This window comes from Micromonospora sp. NPDC020750 (assembly GCF_044334565.1).
Taxonomy (GTDB): Bacteria; Actinomycetota; Actinomycetes; order Mycobacteriales; family Micromonosporaceae; genus Micromonospora.
Genome location: NZ_JBIRTH010000005.1, coordinates 493,259 through 510,282, shown reverse-complemented (window position 1 = coordinate 510,282; position 17,024 = coordinate 493,259). Strand labels below are relative to the sequence as shown.

The following is a 17,024-nucleotide window of genomic DNA, read 5'->3' as shown; positions in this document are numbered from 1 at the left end:
CCTGTCATCAGGGGCGCCCGCGAGACAAGGGCCGTCCCGCAACCGGGGGCGATCGGGCGACAAGGTCGGGCCAGCCGGCTCGGGGCCACCGGGCGGGTACTCGTCCGCGGCCCGTAGACCCTTGCCGAGATCCATTCACGAGCGTAGGAAGGACACCACGCTTCACCCACCACCGTCAGCCCCTGCATCGGACCACCGTCCAGTGTCGAAGGAGATGCGCGTGCCCACACCCAGACGGCTCCGTCTCGCCGTGTCCGTGCTGGTGACCGCAGGCGCTGTCCTGCTCGGCGCGGGCGCCGCCGCGGCGCCGCCCGCGACTCCCGCACCGGCCGGGCACCGGGCGTGCGACCCGATCGACCCGACGGCCTGCCTGCTGCCGTTCCCGAACGACTACTTCACCGTGCCGGATCGGACCAGCCCGACCGGCAAGCGGGTGCGGTTCCCGGCCTCCGCGATGCCCGCCAACGCGCAGGGGAGCCCGATCGACCCGACGGAATGGAACCGGCAGGACGGGTTCAGCCCCGGCTCGCCGATCCTGGTGCGGGTGCCCGGCCTCGACCCCGCGGCGACCGGGATCGCGCCGGTCACCGACATCGGCCGCTCGCTGGCGACGGACGCGCCGATCGTGCTGCTCGACGCCCGGACCGGCAAGCGCACGCCGTATTGGGCCGAGCTGGACGCGCACGCGGCCGGCCAGCCGGACCGGCAACTGCTGATCATCCGGCCGGCGGTGGCGCTGACCGAGGGCACCCGGTACGTCGTCGGCCTGCGCGGCATGCGCGACGGCAACGAGGCGCTGATCCCGGCGCCCAAGGCGTTCACGGCGTACGTGACCGGTGCCGGCCTCGGCCATCGGGACCCTCGCGTCCCGCAGATGAAGCGGATCCTTACCGACCTGACCAAAGCCGGCGTCAAGCGGCACAGCCTGTACCTGGCCTGGGACTTCACCGTGGCCAGCCGGCACGGTCTGACCGGGCGGATGCTGGCGATCCGGGACGGCGCGTTCGCCGCCCTCCGCCGGGCCGCACCGTCGTTCACCGTCACCACGGTGACCGACTACTCTCCGGAGCAGGAGCCGCTGATCGCCCGGCAGGTGACCGGCACCATCGGCGTACCGTCCTACCTGACCGGCGACGGCGGGCCCGGCTCCCGGCTGCACTACGGGCCGGCTGGCGGCGACGGGACGCCACCGACGCCGAACGCCCTGCCCACGCCGTCCGGAGCGACGGTGGCGGCGGACTTCGTCTGCAACATCCCGCGCAGTGCCTCCGCCGCGAAGCCGGCGCACCTCTCGCTCTACGGCCACGGCCTGCTCGGCAAGCCGACCGAGATCAACGCCGGCAACGTCAGGACGATGTCGAACACGTACGACTTCACCTTCTGCGCGACCAGTTGGATCGGCATGGCCGCCGCCGACGTCCCCTACGTGGCCGGCGCCTTCACCGAGCTCAGTGCCTTTCCGGCGGTGGTGGACCGGGTGCAGCAGAGCTTCCTGAACTTCCTCTTCCTGGGCCGGGCGATGATCCACCCGGGCGGGTTCGCCGCCCACCCGGCGTTCCGGGACGCCAGCGCCCGGCCGCTGATCGACGTCGCCGGCGGGCTGCGCTACGACGGCAACAGCCAGGGCGGCATCAACGGCGGCGCGCTCACCGCCATCGCCCAGGACTGGACCCGGTCGGTGCTCGGCGTGCCGGGAATGAACTACTCCACGCTGCTGCAACGCAGCAAGGACTTCGCCCCGTTCCAGGCGATCATGGACGGCAACTACCCGGACAAGGCCGACCAGCAGCTGATCCTCGCGCTGCTCCAGATGCTGTGGGACCGGTCCGAGGCCAACGGGTACGCCCAGCACATGACCGACCGGCCGTTGCCGCGCACCCCGGCGCACCGGGTGCTGATGCACGTGGCCTTCGGCGACCAGCAGGTCTCCACCGCCACTGCCGAGGTGCAGGCGCGCACCATCGGCGCCCGCCTGCACACCCCCGCGCTCGACGGCGGCTGGTCACCGGACGTGCGGCCGTTCTGGGGCATCGCGCCGATCCGCAGGTACCCGTACAGCGGCTCGGCGATGGTGGTCTGGAACAGCGGCGCGGCGTACGCGCCACCGCCGACCAACCTCGCCCCGGCCGGGCCGGAGTACGGCGACGATTCGCACGAGTTCCCGCGCGCCCAGGCCGGAGCCCAGAAACAGAAGGCGGTGTTCCTGCTCACCGGCAAGGTCATCGACGTCTGCGCGCGGACGCCCTGCCCGTGACGCGGTAACCGGTCGCGCCCCATGGGCACGCCGGGGTCACCATCCCGGCGTGCCCATGGGGACGCTCAAGCTGAACCTTCGCCGGGCGGGGCTCATCGCGGTCGGACCGAAGTCGCGGGGGTGCGGCGGTGCCGGGCCCAAAGGCCGGATGGGTGCCGGATGACCCATTCGGCGACAGCCGCGTTGATGATCCAGCCGGACCCTACGGAGAGGGCGGTGCTCAGGTCGCTCGTGCCGAACAGGGTCTCACCGATGGGTTGGGTGAACGCCTGGGTGCCGGCGCTGACGGCGAGGGCGTAGGCACGGATCATCCAGGCGCGGTGGGTGGCGACATGGCGACGGCGAATCGCGGTGAACCCCAGAACGATGCTGGCGGCCATCGCCGATCCGACCAGGAGCCGGATGCCCCACAGCAGGTCACCGCCCGGGGCGTCGGGGTAGAACAGTGTCATCCAGGTCCCGGAGGCGGCCACGATCAGGCCGGCCACGATCAGTATCCGGCCGGACCGTCGGTGCCAGCTCGGATGGCGACGACGCAGCCGGGCGGAGAACTGGAACGCGCCGAGGAAGGCGTAGAGGGCCGCGGCAAGCACGTGTACCACGACGGGCGCCGGTGAGGAATCGATGCGCGGGTTGGTGGGTAGCAGCTGCGGGCCGCCGGCGAGCTCGAGAAGCCGCAGTGACCCGGCGACGACCGGGACGAGGACGAGGGCCACCAGCGCTACCGGGAGGTGCCAGCTCGACCCGGGCCGGTCGCCCGGCGGGCGCCGTGCCGCCGGTCGGGTGACCGGGGCGGTGTGCCGGTTCATCCGACACCCCCCGTCGTGGCCGTGCGCGGACCGCCGAGCGGGGCCGTGGAGTCGGTAGGCGCGGTGCGCGGAAGTGAACGGGTGAACCTGATCATGACGAACTCCTTTCGGTGAGACCAGGAACGGCAGAGGCGTCTGGCATCAGCCGGGAGGTCAGATGGTGATGACCACTTTCGCCCGCGCGTGTTCGCCTTCCACGTACCGGATGGCTTCGGGAACCTCGGGCAGCTGATACGTCCGGTCGATGACCGGGGTGAGGCGGCCGGCCTCGGCGTGGGCGCGGAGCGTGTCGAGGTGTTGCCGGCTGGGTGCGGTGGTGAGAATGGCGATGCGGTGCCGCACGAAGGGTGCCAGCAGGCGCCCGCGCGCGATGAGCCAGACCGGTCCGACGAGGCTGCCGCCGCGATAGACGCCGCCGCCGGAGAGCACGAGCGTCCCGGTCGGGGTCAACGCTCGCCGGAGCGCGGTGAGGGAACGGTTGCCGACCAGGTCGAACACGACGTCGTGGCGGCCGGCGTCGTGGGTGAAGTCGTCGCGGGTGTAGTCGACGACGTGATCGGCCCCGAGGGAGCGCACCAGGTCGACGTTGCGGGTGCTGCACACCCCCGTCACGGTCGCGCCGAGCGCCTTGGCCAACTGGACGGCCAGGGTGCCGACGCCGCCGGACGCGCCGTTGACGAGAACGCGGTGGCCGGGCTCGACCTGCCCGACATCGCACAGTCCCATGAGTGCGGTGACGCCGGCCAGCGGCAGGGCGGCCGCCTGCTGCGGCGTCAGGTTCCCGGGCTTGCGCGCGACCAGGGTCTCGGGCACGCAGGCGTACTCGGCGAACGCGCCGTTGGCGTCGCCCAGGTCGCCGAAGACGGCGTCGCCCGGTCGCACCTGCCGGACGTCGGGGCCGACGGCTTCGACTCGGCCGGCGAAGTCGCGGCCGCGGATCCGTGCCTGCGGCCCTGACCGGCCCAGCGAAAGGCGCGCCAGCCGTGGATCGCCGCGCATGACGTGCCAGTCGTACGCGTTGAGCGCGGCGGCCTCGACCCGCACGAGCACCTCGTGGGCCGCCGGCACCGGCGCGTCGACGTCCACGAGGGTGAGCATCTCCGGCGGACCGTATCGATCCTGAATGATCGCCTTCATCTCTCTCCCTCCCAGGTGTACGGCGTACACCTTCTGAGAACAAGGTAGGTGTACGCCGTACACCTGTCAAGGTGGCTAGGGTTCAACCGCCGGCAGAAAGTGGAGGACCGTGATGGCTGAGCAGGCTGAGACGCTGCGCCGGGCGCCGCTGAACAGGGGGCGCGTCCTGTGCGCCGCCGTCACGCTCGCCGACGAGGCGGGGATCGAGTCCCTCAGCATGCGCAACCTCGCCCAGGATCTGGGCGTCGTGCCGATGGCCCTCTACAAGCACGTGGCGAACAAGGACGAGCTGCTCGACGGCATGATCGACGTGGTCGTCGGCGAGATCGATCCTCCGGTGCTCGACACCGACTGGAAGCGCGTGATCCGCGAGCGCATCCTCTCGGCGCGGGAGGTGCTGCTGCGCCACCCCTGGGCGTCGATCGCGATCGAGTCGCGCAACGAGGCGACGCCGGCCATCCTCGGCTACCTCGACTCGATGGTCGGGACGCTCCGGAAGGGCGGGTTCTCCACGGACCTCGCCCACCACGTGATGCACGCGATGGGCAGTCGCATGCTGGGCTTCAGCCAGGAGTTGTTCGACGCTTCCCGGCGCGCCGGTCGGTCCGGCATGGCCGAGCCCGAACCGCCGGTGGCGTTTCCGGCGGAGGCAGCCGCCCGGTTCCCGCACCTCGCGGCGATCGCCACCGCGGCGTCACACGACGACACCTCGGTCGTCGGCCAGGGCTGTGACGACCAGTTCGAGTTCGAGTTCGCTCTGGACCTGTTGCTGGACGGCATCGAACGGCTGCGCCAACAAGGCTGGACGTCGTCGCGTCCACCCAGGTGAGGCGGTGGCCCAACGCGCGTCACAGTGTGCTTCCCCGGGCCGACCAGGGTGCGCCGTTCGGTTGCGTGCAGCTGATCTTGCGGTTGGGCCGCCCGGTCGGGATCCAGCCCGGCCGGCGGTGTGATGAAGCACGCCTTCGCGCTTTGCCTCGATGGCCACTATTGCCAAACACTGGCAATAGTGGCCAGACTGTCGATGACCTTGAAGCGGCCTCCTGCGTGGCCGCTGCCAGGCATTATTCGATGAGGGCAGGCAGATGGAAGTCACCTTCGCGCCGGTACGCCTCGGCGAAGGCGTACCGTCCGTGGTGGCCGACGCCGTGGTAGATGTGCGTGGCCCGGTCGAGAACTTCGTGCAGGGCCCGCCCGCGCTCGTAGGCGTCCTCGAGCTGGGCGTACCCGGGGACCAGCGCTTCGAGGTCGGCGGGGCGCAGCTCGTTCTCCCAGTGGGCCGCGGAGAACTCGAGCTGGCTGCGCAGGCTGTTCATCGCGGCGACCTTCAACGGCCAGTACGGCGCGATGTCGACCACGCAGTTGGCTCGCGAGGGCGTCATGTAGTAGATCGTCGGTACCGGGTGGGGAGCGAGACCGTCGTCGGCGGCGAACCCGCGACCGGCCAGGCCGAGCGCCTCGAAGACCAGGGTCATCGCCGGTCGCCGATCGGGGTCGAGGTCGGTCAGGGAGTGCTCCGGGTCCTGGGTGATGACGATGGACGGGCGCACCGTGCGGATGACCTTGACCAGGGCACGCTTGTGGGCCTCGTCGACGGCGACGTGTCCCTGCCGGAAGCCGAGAAACTCCACCGGAACCCCGAGGACGTCGGCTGCTGCGCTCACGCCCGGACGCATCTCCTCGTCGCACACCATCAGCGCCGCGTGCGACTCGCCCCCGGCAGCGAGGTTCGCCGCGAGCGCGCCGCCGCACTCGACGATCTCCATGCCGTAGACGCCGATCAGCAGGACCCGACTACCCATTAACCGCTCCTTCTTCGTGCCCACCGGATCGTGGGAGTGCCGACGATAGCTGGCTGGCCCCGTCAGGTGCCCCGCCCCGTACCAGGAGGTCAACCGCCCGTGTCACACCGCGCCCGCCGACGAGGCATGCCCGCCTTGCGTGTTCTGGCCGCAGGGCTACTGCTCGCCATTGCCGGTTGTGCCGGCGGCGGCGGGGGCGATTCGTCCACCGGGAATGAGCCGCAGACCGCCTCGGCGCTGACCATCGCGGTCGCCGGCGACGAGGGGACGTTGACCCCCTACACGTACACGACCGGCTATCCGGGCTACCACCTGATGAGCCTGGTCTTCGACACGCTGCTGGTCCTGGACACCGGTAACCGGGCCACGCCCCTGCTGGCCACCGGGGTGAGCACGAGTCCGGACAGCACGGTGTTCACACTGCCGCTGCGTACCGGTGTCACCTGGCATGACGGCAAGCCGTTCACCGCCGACGACGTCGTGTTCACCATCGACTACTACCGGAAGCACGACACCGTCCGGTTCGCCAAACCGCTGGCGAACGTCACGAACGTGAAGGCACAGGACGGCGCGGTGGTCATCACCCTCGGCAAGTCGGACCCGGAGTTTCCGGTCCGGCTGCTCGCGGACATGCCGGTGCTGGCCCGGCACATCTGGTCGGGGGTGGCCGATCCGGAGAAGGCGCCGCTGTCGGCCGCGGTCGGCACCGGCCCGTACCGGCTGACCAGCTACCAACCGGACCGCCGGTACGAGTTGACGGCCAACACCACGTACCCGATCGGTAAGCCCCGGATCGACAAGCTCACCGTCTCGGTGATCCCGGAGCAGCAGACCGCCCTCGCCTCGCTGCGTACCGGCGAGGTGCACCTGGTCGCCGACGAGGTCCCACCCAACCTGAAGGACCAACTGGCCCGACAGTCGGGCATCAAGGTGGCTACCGGGTCGAACTTCTCCAGCACGATGCTGGCCTTCAACGACGGCAAGGCCCCGTTCAACCGGGTCGAGGTACGCCGGGCCATCTCCGCGGCGATCGACACCACCGACCTGGTCGACACCGTCCTGCTCGGGCAGGGCACCGTCGGCAGCCCCGGGTTCTGGCATCCGGAGGCACCCGGCGCGGACGCCAACCTGAAGCACACCCACGACCCGGCCGCGGCCGCCGCCGCCCTGGACGCGATCGGCGCCGCACCCGGTGCCGACGGGGTACGTGTCCTGGACGGCAAGCCGCTCGCCTTCGAACTGCTCGTCTACGCCGACAGCCCGGACCGGGTACGCGCCGCCGAACTCATCACCGAGATGCTCGGCAAGATCGGTGTCCGCACGACCGTACGGTCGATGGACGCCGACTCGGTCGACGCCAAGGTGTGGCCCGACTTCGACGTGGCCAACGGCCGCGACTACGACCTTGCCATCTGGGGCTGGGCGGCGCCCACGATGATCGACTACGCCAAGCTCGCCGCGCTGGCGGCCACCGATCCGAAGCTGGGGCATCTCAACGTCACCGGCATCGCCGACACCGAACTCGACGCCGCGGCGAAGCAGCTGCTGGAAACGACCACGCTGGCCGACCGTCAGGCAGCGGCGGGGCGACTGCAGCAGCTTCTGGCGGCGAAGACTCCGTTCGTCACCCTGTACTACCCGGCCGGGGCGTACGCCTACCGCAGCGACGTCTTCGCCGGCTGGGTCTACCAGCAGGGCGGGGGACCGTTGAACAAGCACTCCCTCGTCGCCCTGCCCGGCTGAGATGACCGTCGCGTCGCGCCCGGCCCGGGCCCGGACCGGGCTCGCCCGTGCCGTGCTGGGCCGGGCCGGCGGCTACCTGGCGGTCCTCGCCGTCGCGGTGACCGTCACGTTCGCCCTGCCTCGCGCGCTGCCGGGCGGCCCGCTGCGGACCCTCGGCGGCACGGACGTCGGTCAACTGGACGCCACGACCCGGGCTCAGGTCGTCGCCGCGTACGGGCTGGACCAGCCGCTGCACGTGCAGTTCGCCCGCTACCTGCGCGACCTGGCCCGGCTGGACCTCGGCGAGTCGTTCAACGGTGGCCGGCCGGTCATCGAGGCGATCGGGGCGGCGTTGCCCTGGACGCTGCTGCTGGTGGGCACCAGCGTGCTGCTCACCGCCGCCGTCGGCGTCCTGCTCGGCGTGCTGGCCGGCCTGCGGCGGGGCCGAGGCAAGGGCAACCTGCTGCTGGCGGGGGTGCTGCTGGTGGACGCCGCGCCCGCGTTCTGGCTCGGCATGCTCTGCATCCTGTTCTTCGGCGTGCACCTCGGGGCACTGCCCACCTTCGGCGTCACCTCCCCGGGGCACACCGGGCTTGCCGCAGTCGGCGACATCGCCATCCACCTCGTCCTACCCGTGGGCGTGCTCGTGGCCACCGGGATCGGACAGTTCTTCCTGGTGACGCGCTTCTCGATAGCCTCGGCGCTGCACGCCCCGCACGTCGAACACGCCCACGCCCGGGGAATCCCGCAGCGACGGGTCGTCACCCGGCACCTGCTACGACCTGCGCTGCTGCCGGTCCACACCCAGCTGATGATGGAACTCGGCTGGCTGGTCGGCGGCGCCCTCGTCGTCGAGACCGTCTTCGCCTACCCGGGCCTGGGCCGGCTCACCTTCGACGCCATCGGGGGGCGGGACTATCCGATGATGCAGGGCACCTTCCTCACGCTGACCGGCACCGTGCTCGTCATGAACGCGTTGGCCGATCTGACGTACCCGCTGCTCGACCCGCGAGTCCGCGGGCGGGGCCGGTCGTGAGGGCCGGCCGGCCGGCCGGCTGGACCGGGGGCGTCCTGCTGGCGACCCTCGCCGCCACCGCCCTCGTCGGCCCGTGGCTGCTCGGCACCGACGGCCGACAGCGGGTCGCCAGACCGTACGCGGCACCGTCGGCCGACCGCTGGCTCGGAACCGACGACCTCGGCCGGGACCTGTTCGCGCAACTGGTGATCGGCGCCCGCGGCTCGCTCGGCATCGCCCTGCTCGTCGCGAGCATCGCCACCATCGCGGCGGCGCTGGTCGGCGGGGTCGCCGGCCTGGCACCCGGCTGGGCCGCCGCGATCCTGATGCGGACCGTCGACCTGGTCCTCGCCCTGCCGTTCCTGCCGCTGCTGATCGTCGCGGCTGCGTTCCTCGGCCAGAGCCTCGGCATACGGGCGGCGGTGGTCGCCGCCCTGGTCTGGGCCGGACCCGCCAGGCTGGTCCGCGCCGGGGTGCTCGCCGCCTGGTCCCGCGGCCACCTGCAGGCCGCCCGGGCGATGGGCGCGTCCACCTGGTACCTGCTCGTGCGGCACGCCTCCCCGGTCGTCGCCCCGCTGCTCGTGCCGGTCTTCGTCCGGGCGGCGATGACGGCCATCGTTCTCGACGCGAGCCTGGCCTTCCTCGGACTGGGTGACCCCACCACACCGAGCTGGGGCACGATGATCCACTGGGCGTCGGTCCGGGGCGCCATGCTGACCGACGCGTGGCTGTGGTGGGCGCTGCCACCCGGCGCCGCCATCGTCGCCACCGTCACCGCCCTCGCCCTGGTGGGCGTGGCCACCGAGGACCGGCTCAACCCCACCTTCCGGCAGGCCCGCTGATGCTGACGATCACGGATCTGACGATCCACTACCCGAATGGCCACCCCGCCAGCCGTGGGGTCAACCTCGACGTCGACGCCGGCGAGATCGTGGCGCTGGCCGGCGAGACCGGCTCCGGCAAGTCCACCATCGCCAAGGCCCTGCTCGGCCTGCTACCGCCCGGCTCGACCGTCGCCGGCAGCGCCCGGCTCGACGACCTGCAACTCACCGACCTCACCGGCCCCGACTGGTACGGCGTACGCGGCCGACGGATCGCCATCGTGCCGCAGGGAGCGATGACCGGACTCAACCCGGTCCGCCGCATCGGCGACCAACTCGTCGAATCCGTGCGGGTACACACCCGGGCCTCCCGTCCGGCGGCCGCCGCCCGTGCGGTCGACCTGCTCCAGCAGGTCCGGCTGCCCACGAACACGGCCGGCGCCTACCCGCACCAACTCTCCGGCGGGCAACGCCAACGGGTGGCGATCGCCCTCGCGCTGGCCGGCGAGCCGCAGCTCCTCATCGCCGACGAGCCCACCACCGGGCTGGACCTGGTCACCCAGAACCACATCCTGGACCTGCTCGCGGACCTGCGTGCCCACCACGAGGTCGGCCTCCTGCTGATCTCCCACGACCTGCCGGCCCTGCGCGGAATCGCCGACCGGATGGCCGTCATGTACGCCGGCACCCTCGTCGAAACCGGACCGGCGAACGGCCACGCCCACCACCCGTACACCCGAGGACTGCTCGCCGCGACGCCGTCACTCGACCCGACCGCGCCCTGGACCAGCATCCCCGGGACCGCACCGGCCCACCCCGACCGCGTTGCCGGCTGCCCCTTCGTGGAGCGCTGCCCCTGGGCGAGCGAGCCCTGCCACACCGAACCACCCCTCCCGACGGCGCTCGGGGACGCGGTGGTCACCTGTCACCATCTGGGCGAGGACCGGCCGCTGCTGTTCCCGACCGCGTCCCCACCGCCCGCACCCACCGAGCCGGCCACACCAGGGCCGGGCAGGGCCGTCGGCTCCGGGACGGCGGCCGAACCGGTGGTCGACCTGACGGGCGTCGGTCACGTCTACCGGACTCGGCACCGGCAGACCACCGCGCTCTCCGGTGTCGACCTGCAGCTCCGGGCGGGGGAGATCGTCGGCATCGTCGGCGAGAGCGGCAGCGGCAAGAGCACCCTGGCGCAGATCCTGCTCGGCCTGCTACGGCCCACCACCGGCGAGGTCCACGTGGCCGGCGGGGACCTGCGGCTTCTGCGTGGGCGCCGGCTGCGGGCCGTCCGGCACCGGCTCGGCTTCGTCGCCCAGGACCCGTACGCAGCCCTGCACCCGGCGATGACCGTCGCGCAACTCGTCGCCGAACCCCTACGGATCGCCGGCACGCCCCGCCACCTGCACGCCGACCGGGTTACCCAGGCCCTCGAACGGGCCGGCCTACCCGGTGCCGAACTACTCACCAGCCGACCCGACCAGCTGTCCGGCGGGCAACGTCAACGCATCGCCATCGCCCGCGCACTCGTCGGTCAACCGGTGCTGCTGATCGCCGACGAGGCGACCTCCATGCTCGACGTGTCCACCCGGGCCGGCATCGCCGCCACCCTGCGCCACCTGGCCGACAGCACCGGCCTGGCCGTCCTGTCCATCACCCACGATCTCGGCGAGGCGGTACAGAGCTGCGACCGGATCGTCGTGCTACACCAAGGCGTACCCGTCCAACAGGGCCGCCCCCGCGACATCATCGACAGAGCGAACGCCGGATACCCGGCCGACCTGGTCGCCGCCGCCCGCCGGTACTCCGGCACCCCGCCGCCGCCCCCTGAGCCCCGGCCGGCAACCTGAGCATCGTCGAGTCGCCGCGCGTCGTGGCGGTGCCTGAACGGTGTCGAGGCCAAGGCGAAGCGTCGGGGGCACCACCCGCTGGCATGATGGGTGCGATGCTCACCGCCCGACGTTTCCGCCACGATCTCGTTTCGGCCTCGCTCGCCGGCTGCGATGACGACGACGTGGCGGCGCTCCTCCACGCCACGCCCACCAGCGCCGTGGGCGTGGGCGGCGACTCCTCGGTGCTCGACGTCGACGGCGTGCCGGTGTTCGCCAAGCGGATCCCGATCACCGACCGGGAGCTGGCCCATCCGCACAGCACGGCGAACCTGTTCGACCTGCCGCCCTTCTGCCAGTACGGCATGTACCGCCTCGCCGGTCCGGGCTTCGGCGCTTGGCGCGAGCTGGCCGCGAACATGATCGTCACAGCGGGAGTCCTCGCCGGTGAGACGGAGTCTTTCCCGCTGCTGTACCACTGGCGGGTGCTACCCGGCCGTCCACCTGTCGCGTCCGAGCACCGTGACATCGACGCCGTTGTCGCCCAGTTCGGCGGCGACCCGGCCGTGCGCGCCCGCTTCGAGGAACTGGCCGGCGCGGCCTCCAGCCTCGTGCTGTTTCTCGAGTACGTCCCCCATCCGTTGCTCGACTGGTTGGACGACCCGGTCGGCAGGGCCGAGACGTTCGAGCGGCAGTTGTTCGAGGTCGTGGCGTTCCTGCGTAGCCGCGAGCTGCTGCATATGGACGGACACTTCCGCAACATGCGGGCCGACGGTGATCGGATCCACCTCGTCGATTTCGGGCTGGCCACCTCGCCTCGGTTCGACCTGTCGAACGCCGAGCGCCGCTTTGTCGCGCAGCACGTCGGCCACGATGCCGACTACGCGGCGATGCGGCTGGTGAACTGGCTGGTCACCACGGTGTGCGGGGTGCCGGCGCCGGTCAGCGGCGGTCCTTCTGCCCGCGACAGGTACGTGCGCCGGTGCGCGAGCGGCGACATTCCGCAGGGCGTGCCGGCGGCCGTGGCGGGAATCCTTGCCCGGCACGCCCCCGCTGCGGCGCGGATGACCGACTTCTGCTGGCGGCTGTTCGACGGCGACATCCACGCCGAGTATCCCGGCCACTGGGGATAGCCGGACACCGCCGGACAGCCCCACAAGCGACACACCGGAGCAACCCGGCAGAGCGTTACTCGGCCTCGGGGTCGTCGAGCTGGCTCAGCCGGACGGCGGGGTTGGCGACCACCTGCTCCAACCGGTGTCCCAGGCCCGCCGCGAGGCGTGTCACGGTCTGCCGGCGGAACCGGTCGACGCGGTACTCCAGGGTGCCGCACACCCCCTGCGGTTGGCCGTCGGCGTCGCGCCGCTTCTCGAACCGGTACGACAGGTCGAACGCCGCGCTGTCGTCGCCGATCGACTCCACCGCCACGCCGAGCCCGGGCATGGCGAAGTCGGGCGCGACCGTGGGCCGGGTGCCCACCATGACCTGGGCCAGCGGGTGCCGGCCGGTCGAGCGCACCGGGTCGAGTCGCTCGGCCAGCCGTGCGAAGGGCAGATCCTGGTGCGCGTACGCGGCGAGGTCTGCGGTACGTACCCGGACCAGCAGCTCCGCGAAGGTCGGGTCCCCGGCGGTGTCGACCCGCGTCACCAGCGTGTTGCCGAGGAGCCCGACGAGCCGTTCCAGGGCGGCCTCGGTCCGTCCGGGGACAGGGACGGCGAGCGGCAGGTCGGTGCCCGCGCCGTGCCCGGTGAGCAGCGCGGCCAGTGCCGCCTTCAGCACCATGTCGACGGTCGTGCCGCTCGCGTCGGCCAGCTTGGCGAGCCCGACATGCAGGTCGGCATCGATGTCGACCGGTACCAGGCCGACGCGGGACCGCGGATCGGTCGGTCGCGGCCGGTCGGCCGGCAGCGCGAGTTCGTCCGGTATGCCGCTCAGGTAACCCTTCCAGAAGGCCAACTGCCGCCCCGCGACGCTGTCCGGATCGTCGGCGTCGCCCAGCAGGTCCCGCTGCCACACGACGTGGTCGGCGTACCGCACCGGCATCGGCTGCCAGCGCGGCGGGCGACCGGCGAGCCGGGCACCGTACGCCTCGGCCAGATCGCGCAGCAGGGGAGGCAGCGACCACTCGTCCGCGGCGATGGGATGCAGCACCAGCACCAGCACCGACCGGTTCTCGTCCACGAGGAACAGCCTGGCCCGTACGGCCGGGTCCTGCCGGAGGTCGAAGGGCTCCCGGGTGACGGCCGTGACGGACTCGGCCAGCTTCTCCGCGTCCACCGGCTCGACGACCAGCGGCGGCTGGATCGACTCAGGGCCGACGATCCGCTGGACGGGTGTCCCGTGGTGTTCCGAGAACCGGGTGCGGAGCACGGCGTGCCGGCGCATGACATCGGTGAGCGCGGCGTCGAGCGCGGCCACGTCGACCCGGCCGGTCAGGTGGAGCGCGGACGACACCTGGTCGGCCGGCGTGGCTCCGGTTTCCTGGTGCAGCGACCAGTGATGCCGCTGCGCGGGCGACAGGGGCACCTCGTCACCGTGGGCACACCGGGTCAACGGGGGGCGGTCGGTCGTGGCGGTGATCCTCGGGGTGAGCGCGGCGACGGTGGGCGACTCGAACAGTTCCTGGATGCTCACCTCCAGGCCGAGGACCGCCCTGATCCGGCTGGTCAGGCGGACGGCGGACAGCGAGTGTCCGCCCAGCACGAAGAAGTTGTCGTCCGGGGCCACCGTCGGGCGGCCGAGGGCCTGGGCGAAGAGTTGACAGAGCAGTTCCTCCGGCAGCGACCGTGGAGCGCGGCCGGCGTCGGCGGCGAGGACCGGATCGGGCAGCATCGCCCGGTCGAGCTTCCCGTTGCCGGTGAGGGGCAGCGCGTCCAGCACCACGAAGGTCGCCGGCACCATGTGCCCGGGCAGGACGAGCGACAGATCGTCGTGGAGCCGGCGCTGGTCCGGCACGCCGTCTTCGGTGGGCACGACGTATCCGACGAGTGCCTCGTCCCCGGTCGGGAGGGTCCGGACGGCCACCGCGGCGGCGCGGACCGCCGGCTGTCGGACGAGTGCCGCTTCGACCTCGCCGAGTTCGATCCGGAACCCGCGGATCTTGACCTGGCTGTCGGCTCGGCCCAGGTACTCGAGGTCGCCGTCCGGTCGGAGCCGGGCGAGGTCACCGGACCGGTAGCCACGGACCGACTGCCCGTCGTCGTCGGTCAGGTCGAGGAACCGCTGCCGGGTCAGGTCGGGCCGGGCATGGTAGCCGAGCCCGACCCCCGGCCCGGCGACGACGATCTCACCCACCTGCCCCGGTCGCACCGGATCGAGCTGGTCGTCGACCAGCCGGATGAAGGAGTTCGGCAGCGGGACGCCGATGAGGCTCGCGCTCTGGCGCAGGTCGGCTTCGCGGATCCGGCGGTAGGAGGCGTGCACGGTCGTCTCGGTGATGCCGTACATGTTGATCAGCTCGATTGCCTCGTCGCCGTACTTGGCGATCCACGGTGCCAGGGTGGCGAAGCGCAGCGCCTCGCCACCGAACACGACCCGACGCACCGGCAACCGGTCGTCGTGCCTCTGCTCCTCGGTGACAAGCTGGTAGAAGGCGGTCGGCGTCTGGCTCAACACCGTCACCCGCCGGTCCCGCAACAATCGTCGGAAGGCGGCCGGGTCCTGGGCGACGTGCTCCGGTACGACGACCACGCACCCGCCGTGGAGCAACGGCCCCCACATCTCCCAGACGGCGAAGTCGAACGCGAAGGAGTGGAACATCGACCACACGTCGTGCTCGTCGAACGCGAAGAGGGAATCCGTCGACCGGAACAGGTGCAGGACGTTGCCGTGCGATATGCGTACGCCTTTGGGCTCACCGGTCGTTCCGGAGGTGAAGATGATGTACGCGCAGGTGGAGACGTCCACCGACGGCACCGAGTAGCGCAGGCCCGGTGGCCGGGTGTGGTGCAGCCGGAGCACCGCGGTCTCCGGTGGCAGGCCGTGCGCCAGGTCGCCGGTGGTGATGACCAGGGCGGGTTCGGCCACGTCGAGAATGCGCTCCAGCCGGGCCCGGGGGTTGCCCGGATCAAGCGGGATGTACGAATGGCCCGCCTTGATCACGGCGAGAGCCGCCAGCACCAGATCGGCGGAACGGGGCAGGTAGATGCCGATGCGGGCACCGGGTCCGCCGGTCCGGGCCTGGATCTCGGCGGCGACGGCCCCGGCGAGTTCGTCCAGCTCGGCGTACGTGAGCACCCGCTCGTCCGAGACGACGGCCGTCCGGTCGGGATGACGACGCACGGAGTGGGCGAAGCCGGCCAGTAGGGTGTCGGCGCCGACGCCGACGCCACGGCTCGATTCGGTCGGTGTCATGCTCATCCCTCACTCGCGGCGACGGAAGCACCTGCTCGGCAGGGTCGATGCGGCCCGGCGCAGCCGCGTACCGGTCAACCGCGGCCAGGCGAGTTCCCCAGATCATGTCGTTGATGGGGCGGCCCTGTCTTCAACCGATGGTGGAACGAGTGCACTCGGCCTCCACCAAAGGCGGACGGTCCCACGGCGCCGAAAGGACCGGGCCGTACCCGGGTACGCGGTGCGCCCGGCCGGACGGGTCCGGACCGAGCCTGGTCGGCGTTTCCGACTCGTCCGACGCCGCCGGGGGACCGGCGACCGGCTCCGCCTTCCACGCCGGTTCCACAGTGGTTCCACACCCGGGTGCTTCACTGGGCCGAGACCCATTGAGGAAAGTGGGTGTGCCGGATGGCGCTGGAGCCGATGACGCGAGGGCTGTGGCGGTACCGCAGCGGTGCGGGCAGGCCCGCCGGTCGGGCCACCCGGACCATCGTGGTGGCCCCGTACGGCGGCGGCAGCGCCTACTCCGTGTACGACCTGCTGCGGCACGTGGCGGTTGCCGCCGACGAGACCCTCGTCCTGCAGTATCCGGGGCGGGGGCCCCGGATCGGTGAGCCGGCCACGGCCAGCCTGCACGACCTGGCCGACCAGATGGCGGTGGAGATCGACCGGCACGCCGCCGGCGACCTGGTGCTGCTCGGGCACAGCCTGGGCGGACTGCTCTGCTTCGAGCTGGCGCACCGGCTCACGCGCTCCGGCCGCCACATCGAGCTGGTGGTGATCTCGTCGGCCCAGCCGACGGCGGTCACGACGCTGCGCGCCGACGAGATCGAGTCGCGCGACGTCGGGCAGTGGGCCGCCCTGCTCCGCCACGAGAACGTCATGACCGACGAACTGCTCGACAACCCGGAGATGCTGCGTCTCGCGATCCAGACGATCCGCTCCGACACGCTACTGGCCGCACGGCACGTCGGGTCGCCACAACCGCTCCGTTGCCCGATGTTGGTCGTCGGTGGCGACGCCGACCCGGACATCACCCCCGAGCACCTGCGCGGCTGGGCGGACCTGACCGTCGGGCCGGCGACGATCGCCCTGCTGCCCGGCGACCACTTCTACTACCGCGACCGGGCCGCGGAACTCGGCGAACTCGTCCAACGGCAGTTGCCCCTGCTGCGCCGGAACGGTTCGGCACCGATGCACGCGACGCAGGGAGAAGAAAGATGACGGATCCGTTCGACCGGCCGGACGGCCGGGGCCACGTCGAGACGAACCGGGCCGACCCGCAGCCGGCCGGCCCGGCACGGGAGGC

12 protein-coding genes are annotated in these 17,024 nt (G+C 71.8%); 8 read left to right on the top strand and 4 right to left on the bottom strand.

The genetic code is table 11. From position 1 onward, the window contains the following. Positions 1-220 precede the first annotated feature (220 nt). Entirely contained in the window at positions 221-2,254 is a 2,034-nt protein-coding gene (locus ACH4T9_RS18650) for a hypothetical protein (RefSeq protein WP_396686840.1), read from the top strand. A gap of 92 nt (positions 2,255-2,346) precedes the next feature. Here the strand turns inward: ACH4T9_RS18650 and ACH4T9_RS18645 are convergent, their stop codons facing one another. Together ACH4T9_RS18645 and ACH4T9_RS18640 are read right to left on the bottom strand one after the other, a co-directional pair. Further along, positions 2,347-3,063 carry a DUF2306 domain-containing protein gene (locus tag ACH4T9_RS18645; protein ID WP_396672193.1) on the bottom strand — a complete coding sequence of 239 codons (717 nt, stop codon included), beginning with the start codon at positions 3,061-3,063 and terminating at the stop codon, positions 2,347-2,349. A 153-nt stretch (positions 3,064-3,216) separates the two neighbouring features. Beyond that, a complete protein-coding gene (locus tag ACH4T9_RS18640; protein WP_396672552.1) occupies positions 3,217-4,200 on the bottom strand; it encodes an NAD(P)-dependent alcohol dehydrogenase in 984 nt (327 codons plus the stop codon). 112 nt (positions 4,201-4,312) lie between these two features. On the opposite strand from ACH4T9_RS18640, the gene ACH4T9_RS18635 reads away from it, so the two are divergent. Further along, entirely contained in the window at positions 4,313-5,029 is a 717-nt protein-coding gene (locus ACH4T9_RS18635; RefSeq protein ID WP_396672194.1) for a TetR/AcrR family transcriptional regulator, read from the top strand. 235 nt (positions 5,030-5,264) lie between these two features. On the opposite strand, the gene ACH4T9_RS18630 is transcribed toward ACH4T9_RS18635, so the two are convergent. After that, the gene (locus ACH4T9_RS18630) at positions 5,265-6,002 is read right to left on the bottom strand and encodes a PIG-L deacetylase family protein (protein ID WP_396672195.1); all 738 of its coding nucleotides are present in this window, start codon (positions 6,000-6,002) and stop codon (positions 5,265-5,267) included. Between the two features lie 126 nt (positions 6,003-6,128). Between ACH4T9_RS18630 and ACH4T9_RS18625 the strand changes: the two genes are divergently transcribed. The 5 genes from ACH4T9_RS18625 to ACH4T9_RS18605 are packed head-to-tail and all read left to right on the top strand — an operon-like array spanning position 6,129 to position 12,516. Continuing rightward, positions 6,129-7,745 carry an ABC transporter substrate-binding protein gene (locus ACH4T9_RS18625; protein ID WP_396672196.1) on the top strand — a complete coding sequence of 539 codons (1,617 nt, stop codon included), beginning with the start codon at positions 6,129-6,131 and terminating at the stop codon, positions 7,743-7,745. Between the two features lies 1 nt (position 7,746). Further along, positions 7,747-8,760 carry an ABC transporter permease gene (locus tag ACH4T9_RS18620; RefSeq protein WP_396672197.1) on the top strand — a complete coding sequence of 338 codons (1,014 nt, stop codon included), beginning with the start codon at positions 7,747-7,749 and terminating at the stop codon, positions 8,758-8,760. Next, a complete protein-coding gene (locus ACH4T9_RS18615; protein ID WP_396672198.1) occupies positions 8,757-9,581 on the top strand; it encodes an ABC transporter permease in 825 nt (274 codons plus the stop codon). The genes ACH4T9_RS18620 and ACH4T9_RS18615 overlap by 4 nt, the downstream gene beginning before the upstream one ends. Continuing rightward, on the top strand, positions 9,581-11,404 hold the full coding sequence (locus tag ACH4T9_RS18610) for an ABC transporter ATP-binding protein (RefSeq protein WP_396672199.1): 1,824 nt from the start codon (positions 9,581-9,583) through the stop codon (positions 11,402-11,404). The genes ACH4T9_RS18615 and ACH4T9_RS18610 overlap by 1 nt, the downstream gene beginning before the upstream one ends. Positions 11,405-11,427: 23 nt before the next feature. Further along, positions 11,428-12,516: a serine/threonine protein phosphatase gene (locus ACH4T9_RS18605; protein ID WP_396672200.1), complete on the top strand. Its 1,089-nt coding sequence runs from the start codon at positions 11,428-11,430 to the stop codon at positions 12,514-12,516. Between the two features lie 55 nt (positions 12,517-12,571). Here the strand turns inward: ACH4T9_RS18605 and ACH4T9_RS18600 are convergent, their stop codons facing one another. Further along, positions 12,572-15,736 (bottom strand): amino acid adenylation domain-containing protein, encoded by a 3,165-nt coding sequence (locus ACH4T9_RS18600; RefSeq protein WP_396672201.1) that lies wholly within the window; start codon positions 15,734-15,736, stop codon positions 12,572-12,574. Positions 15,737-16,123: 387 nt separating this feature from the next. Between ACH4T9_RS18600 and ACH4T9_RS18595 the strand changes: the two genes are divergently transcribed. Beyond that, positions 16,124-16,939: a thioesterase II family protein gene (locus tag ACH4T9_RS18595; protein ID WP_396672202.1), complete on the top strand. Its 816-nt coding sequence runs from the start codon at positions 16,124-16,126 to the stop codon at positions 16,937-16,939. The last annotated feature ends 85 nt before the right edge of the window (positions 16,940-17,024 follow it).

Excerpts from the sequence above, each read along its gene's own strand:
- ACH4T9_RS18640 (WP_396672552.1), bottom strand. The coding sequence starts at position 4,200 with ATGAAGGCGATCATTCAGGATCGATACGGTCCGCCGGAGATGCTCACC.
- ACH4T9_RS18620 (WP_396672197.1), top strand. The coding sequence starts at position 7,747 with ATGACCGTCGCGTCGCGCCCGGCCCGGGCCCGGACCGGGCTCGCCCGT.
- ACH4T9_RS18595 (WP_396672202.1), top strand. The coding sequence starts at position 16,124 with ATGGCGCTGGAGCCGATGACGCGAGGGCTGTGGCGGTACCGCAGCGGT.
- ACH4T9_RS18610 (WP_396672199.1), top strand. The coding sequence starts at position 9,581 with ATGCTGACGATCACGGATCTGACGATCCACTACCCGAATGGCCACCCC.
- ACH4T9_RS18630 (WP_396672195.1), bottom strand. The coding sequence starts at position 6,002 with ATGGGTAGTCGGGTCCTGCTGATCGGCGTCTACGGCATGGAGATCGTC.
- ACH4T9_RS18600 (WP_396672201.1), bottom strand. The coding sequence starts at position 15,736 with ATGACACCGACCGAATCGAGCCGTGGCGTCGGCGTCGGCGCCGACACC.
- ACH4T9_RS18635 (WP_396672194.1), top strand. The coding sequence starts at position 4,313 with ATGGCTGAGCAGGCTGAGACGCTGCGCCGGGCGCCGCTGAACAGGGGG.
- ACH4T9_RS18625 (WP_396672196.1), top strand. The coding sequence starts at position 6,129 with ATGCCCGCCTTGCGTGTTCTGGCCGCAGGGCTACTGCTCGCCATTGCC.
- ACH4T9_RS18645 (WP_396672193.1), bottom strand. The coding sequence starts at position 3,063 with ATGAACCGGCACACCGCCCCGGTCACCCGACCGGCGGCACGGCGCCCG.